General features: G+C 71.2%; 4 protein-coding genes and 1 pseudogene. 4 read left to right on the plus strand and 1 reads right to left on the minus strand.

Going from position 1 to position 5,331, the window contains the following annotated elements:
* A pseudogene (locus ACFV61_RS24700) lies at nucleotides 1-392 on the minus strand (two-component sensor histidine kinase); the annotation flags it as partial.
* Nucleotides 393-585: 193 nt separating this feature from the next.
* Here ACFV61_RS24700 and ACFV61_RS24705 point away from each other — a divergent pair.
* From ACFV61_RS24705 to ACFV61_RS24720, 4 genes are all read left to right on the plus strand, one after another.
* Nucleotides 586-1,776: an alpha/beta hydrolase family protein gene (locus ACFV61_RS24705; RefSeq protein ID WP_380493924.1), complete on the plus strand. Its 1,191-nt coding sequence runs from the start codon at nucleotides 586-588 to the stop codon at nucleotides 1,774-1,776.
* Between the two features lie 809 nt (nucleotides 1,777-2,585).
* Nucleotides 2,586-3,557: an aldo/keto reductase gene (locus ACFV61_RS24710; protein ID WP_380493926.1), complete on the plus strand. Its 972-nt coding sequence runs from the start codon at nucleotides 2,586-2,588 to the stop codon at nucleotides 3,555-3,557.
* Between the two features lie 16 nt (nucleotides 3,558-3,573).
* Nucleotides 3,574-4,164, plus strand: coding sequence for a hypothetical protein (locus ACFV61_RS24715; protein WP_107452807.1), 591 nt, complete (start codon nucleotides 3,574-3,576; stop codon nucleotides 4,162-4,164).
* A 941-nt stretch (nucleotides 4,165-5,105) separates the two neighbouring features.
* Nucleotides 5,106-5,331, plus strand: a 226-nt coding sequence (locus ACFV61_RS24720; protein WP_380493927.1) for a hypothetical protein, incomplete at its 3' end; no start/stop codon positions are given.

Below are 5,331 nucleotides of genomic sequence, written 5' to 3' on the forward strand. Positions count from 1 at the left end.
ACGCCCCCCCCCCCCCCCCCCGGGGGGGGGGGGCCGGGCGGGGTCTGGGGGCCTTGGGCCGCCCGGGGGGCGCCCGCGGCGCCGCCGAGCGCCGTCGCGGACCGGCGCCCCGGTTCCCGCGCCGCCACCGTGTACAGGGCGGCCCCGACCGGGACCCAGGACTCCTCCCATCCGGTGAACGCCATGGCGAAGACCGCTCCGGCCAGGACCGTGTACAGAACCCGGACGGGCCGTCTACGCCGTACCGCGACCGGCAGCCAGACCACCGCCGCCACGGCTCCCGCGCCCCAGCCACCGCTGCGCGTCTCGCTCGCGCCGAACGCCAGGGCGAGGAGCACGGCCGCGACCGTGTCCACGCCGTGCCACTGTCCGTCCCGCAGACGTCTGGCCACCAGCGGCCGTGACTCCCCGTCCCCCATGCCGGCCACGCTATCCAAACGGGGCCCGGGGCCCGTCAGCCCGGAGGACGTCATCCCGCGGGCTGAGTCATCCGCGCGGCCGATGCCCGTCGTACCCTCCTGGGCTGACACCGGGTTACTCCCCGGGGGCGAAGCCGCCGGGCTCATCGGACGGAACAGTGGAGCCATGAATCGGAGAACACTGCTGTCCTCGTGCGCCGGACTGGCCGCCGCCATGATCCCGGGTCCGCTCGCGCCGGTGGCCGCCGCGCGACCGGGGCAGGAGGAACCCGTGCGGTTCCAGCTGCCCGCCCCGAACGGACCGTACCCGCTGGGTACGATCGCGCTGCACCTGGCCGACACCGCGCGGCCGGACCCCTGGGTACCCTCCCGCCCCTGCCGTGAGCTGATGATCAGCATCTGGTACCCCGCCCGCGGCTGCGCGGCCCGTCCCACTGTTCCCTGGATGCCTCCGGCGGCGGCCGACCGGTACCTGAGCCTCCTCGGCCTGCCTCCCGGCCGGGTACGGCTGGGAGGCACCCACGGCCACGAGGGCGCTCCCGTCGGCGGCCCACCGGGCCCTCTGCCCGTCGTGCTCTACTCTCCCGGCGCCGACGCGTCACGGTCGTTCGGCACCGGCGTCGTGGAAGACCTCGCCAGTCACGGCTTTCTGGTGGTCACCGTCGACCACACCTACGACGCGGCGGCGGTCGCCTTCCCCGGTGGACGCGTCGAGACGAATCCGCTGGGCGGGATCAGCGACTACGCCAAGGCCCTCGCGGTCCGTACCGCCGACATCCGCTTCGTCCTGGACCGGCTCGCCGTCCTCCGCTCGGGTGGCCACCCCGGCGTCTGCCGCACCCCGCTGCCCACAGGCATGCACGGGGCGCTCGACCTGCGGCGCGTCGGGATGCTCGGCCACTCCCTGGGCGGCGCCACCACCGCCGCGACGATGCTCACCGACGGGCGGATCACGGCGGGAGTGAGCCTGGACGGGGGCGCGGCGGGCCCGGTGGTAGACGCCGGGCTCGACCGTCCGTTCCTGGTCGTGGACACCCCGGGCAAGGGCAGCATGGAGAGCAACCCCGCCCTGCGCGCGTTCTGGTCGCGTCTGCGCGGCTGGCGCCTGCATCTGACCGTACGGGGAGCCGCGCACCAGTCGTTCGGCGACGATGTGCTGATCCTGCCGCTGATCGCCCCTCTCCTGGGCATGTCACCGCCCGATCTGGAGGACGAGGTCGGGACGATTCCCGGGCACCGGGCACAGGCGTTCCAACGCGCCTACCCGCGAGCCTTCTTCGACCTCCACCTCCGCGACCAGGGGCGGCTGCTCGACGGTCCCTCCCCCGACTTCCCCGAGGTCGACTACGCCCGGTGAACACCTTGGCGCCGGTCCCGCCCGTCTGGGCTCCGAGGTACGACGCCGCGGCGCTCACCGGGCGGGGTCCAGCGAGGGAGGGTCGTCGGTGTCCTCGGCTTCGCAGGGAGGATCACGACCCGGGGAATCCTGCGGGGCGACGCCTCCACCATCCCGACAGGGGAGCGGCGCCCTGGACGGAGCACGGCCCTGCTCTCGGCGACGGAGGTGAGGATGCCGGGAGGGTTCCTTTGAGGACTTCGACGACGTGGATCTTCGAAAGGGGCTCTCGGTAGCCTTCACCTGCGCCCCGGAAGCGATCACTCCGCCGCGAAGTCGGTGGAGGCCTGTGTCGAGCGCGCCGCCACCCATGCCGGTCGCTGGTCCGACCCCGCGCCCTTCGCCCGAACTCCCTTGGCAGGAAGGCGATCCAGCCTCGCGGCATGCGAAGGCCATGCGTACCAGGGCGGTGGACGCGCGGACCACCCGCGCCTACGGCCTGCGACCCACGACCCGGCCGCGACCCGCCTCGGCCCGGTAACCACCGGGGGCGGCCTCGCCGTCGAGCTGTTCGAGCGCAGAACGACGGCGCAGGCGCACACCCCGACCACGACGGAATCCAGCCGACGCCTCGGCATGGCATCGGACCAGAAGGTAGTATCGGTTTCCACACTGACTGAATATCAAGTGCACGCTATTCATTGGACATTGCTGTCGGGGGCGTCAGCCGACCCCTCAGGTGGGGGGGTGCGCCGAGTCGCGCCCCCCTGCGCCCCACCCTCCGCACCGGAACCGACCACCGAAACCGGTAAGAACCCAGAAGGCGTCCATTGGTTACCATCGCAGACTCCGAGCTCGACGTCTTTCCACTCTGCCTCGGCGGCAGCGTCTTCGGATGGACCGTCGACGAGCGGACATCCTTCCGCGTCCTCGACGCCTACGCCGCCGCGGGCGGGAACTTCATCGACACCGCCGACTCCTATTCCCAGTGGGCCCCCGGAAACACCGGCGGGGAGTCCGAGTCCATCCTCGGCAACTGGCTGGCCGCGCGCGGTCAGCGGGACCGTTTCGTCATCGCCACCAAGGTAGGCCGACTGAACGGACTGTCCGGGCTCACGGCGAAGGTCGTTCACCAGGCCGTGGAGGAATCCCTGCGCCGTCTGCGGACGGATCATATCGACCTCTACTACACGCACGCGGACGACCCGGAAACTCCCCTCGAAGAGACCCTCGCCGCACTCGACACACTGATCGTGGCAGGGAAGGTGCGCCATATCGGCGCCTCGAACATCAGCGGCCCCAGGCTGGCTGAATCCCTTGAGGTTTCGAAGCGTTCGGGGCTCGCCTCGTACGTGGCGGTCCAGCCTCCCTACAACCTCATGGAACGCGAGCCCTTCGAGAGCGGGATCGCCCCGGTCTGCGAGCGCGAGGGCGTCTCCTGCGTCCCGTACTTCGCCCTGGCGCAGGGCTTCCTGACGGGCAAGTACCGCGAAGGCGCACCCGCCGTTCCCAGCGTCCGCAGCGACGCGGCACGACCGTACGGCGAAACGCCCCGCGGCCGCACGGTGCTCCGGACGCTGGACACGATCGCCTCCGAGCACGACACCGCCCCCGCCGCGGTGGCCCTGGCCTGGCTGAGGGCGCAGCCCCATGTCGTCGCTCCGCTCGCCAGCAGCAGGACGCCCGAGCAGCTCGCCGAACTGACCCCGGGAGCGACCCTGGAACTCTCCCCGGCCGAGGTTCACTCGCTGGACCTCGCTTCACGGACCACCGCGGCGGACCACCATGCGCATGTCGTCTGAAGGAGGAGGAGCCGCCGTGACCCTCACCCCCCACACCGCCCTGATCGGATTCGACGCCGTCAAGTCGTTCATCTCGGTAGCGCGCGATGAATACGAGGCCTGTACCCCGCAGGAACCACCCTCCTGTTTCGCCCTCCTGCTCGGCACCGTCGACGACGGTGTCGCGGCCATCACCTCGGTCCAGTTCGCGACCAACGTCCGTGCCACCGACCCGATGGCGCTCGAAGAGTTCTCGAGCTCCATAGAGCCGTGCTTCGGAAGCGCCTACCGAAACCCCCGCCGGGGATTCTGGTGCAGCTCGCAGGATCTGCTTCGTATTCACCGGCAGGCGGACCGTGACGGGGCCGAGATCCTGGGCTCCATCCATCTGCATCCCGACTGGCACCGGATCGGCCCACCCGAAGAGCGAGGGCTGCGAATAAGCGAGGAGCCGACACCGATGGACCGCTACATGCTCGACAACAGTCGGTACCCGGTGAACATGATCTGCTATCTGGAATCCGGCCCACAGGGGGTTTCCGCCGCACTCGCGGCATGGGGCCCTCCTCCCGAGGGAGAGGTCGCGGCGCCATGCCCCCGCCTCCTTCTGAGGTTCAGCGCGTCCTGAGGAACGGCAGGCTCACCCCTCGCCACCGGCGGGACTCCGCCCCGGTCACGCTCGCGGATGTGACCGGGGCGGGGCCGCCCGTCCACCCCTGGGTGAGTACCGCCGGAACGGGGCCGTCGGGGCGGACGGTGGTGCTGTAGGCGGCGCTGGTGGGGGTGGAGGAACAGCCCGGTCGGCGTGGTCGCGGTGGCCTCGTGCCCGGCGACCGGCAGGGTGACCCGCTCGTCCCGGATGAACGTGTCGTGCCGGAGCATCATGGCCCCGATCCGGGGGCCCGACACCGTACCGCCCGCTGCCTGGGGGCCGGCGAGTCAACCCCGTGGGTCGACAACGACGCGGCGTGGAGAATTGATTATCTGATGGTCAGTCAGAACCTCGCGGACGGACACCTGCACCAAGGCCTACATCGAACGCCCCGCCTCCTCTGCCGATCGATGGAGCAACCACGCACCGGTGACCGCCGTCTTCGACCTTGACCAACTCCTGTAGCACCGACGGGAAGTCGGACGACTGGCTTCTGATGCCTCGGCCGTCGCGCTGCTTGATTCGGGCGACGACCGAGACTGCCACCGGCCTGCGGCTGGATCGCGCCGCCATCCGTGCTTCGGAGTGATGGTCAGCTGACGCTCCAGAAAAATCGTTTTGTAAAGGCCAAGGCCGTCTCGCCGCAGCATGGGCGACGAATGGCATCGACGCCCATGCGCAGGACCTGCCGGTGTTCTGTCGCTTCCTCCACGAGCCCCGGACCGGGAAGTCGACCCACCCGACCCGACCGCGCCACCGGAGCAGCAGACGTTGCCAAGGTCGAGACCGCCGACCGGCTCGCACCCGCACCCATCGCTGAGACCCAAAACGCCACCGGCAGGGGGCACGCCAGGGTCCCGGCCGGCCGCCAAGCGGAGCACCCCTCGTCCGGCCACGCCGCCCAGGCCGCCGACCTGGTGACCCGTTTCGAGCGGGCCAAGGCCGCAGACGACGTGTCTGCCGCGACCTCGATCCGTGAGGAGTCGGTGCGCGCCCTCGGCGCACCCGGGGTGCCGGGCTCGACGGCCAAAACGCTTCGACGGCTTCTGAGGAACCTGCACAAGTGGATCGGTTCGCACGAGGCCGGCGACGTGCGGGGGCGGGGGGGGGGGGGCGGGGCGCCAGGCGACGGCGCCCGCGCGC

It is taken from the genome of Kitasatospora sp. NPDC059817, assembly GCF_042731835.1.
GTDB lineage: Bacteria > Actinomycetota > Actinomycetes > Streptomycetales > Streptomycetaceae > Kitasatospora.

Bases quoted from the DNA above. Each gene is read 5' to 3' on its own strand.
- ACFV61_RS24705 (WP_380493924.1), top strand. From the start codon at position 586: ATGAATCGGAGAACACTGCTGTCCTCGTGCGCCGGACTGGCCGCCGCC.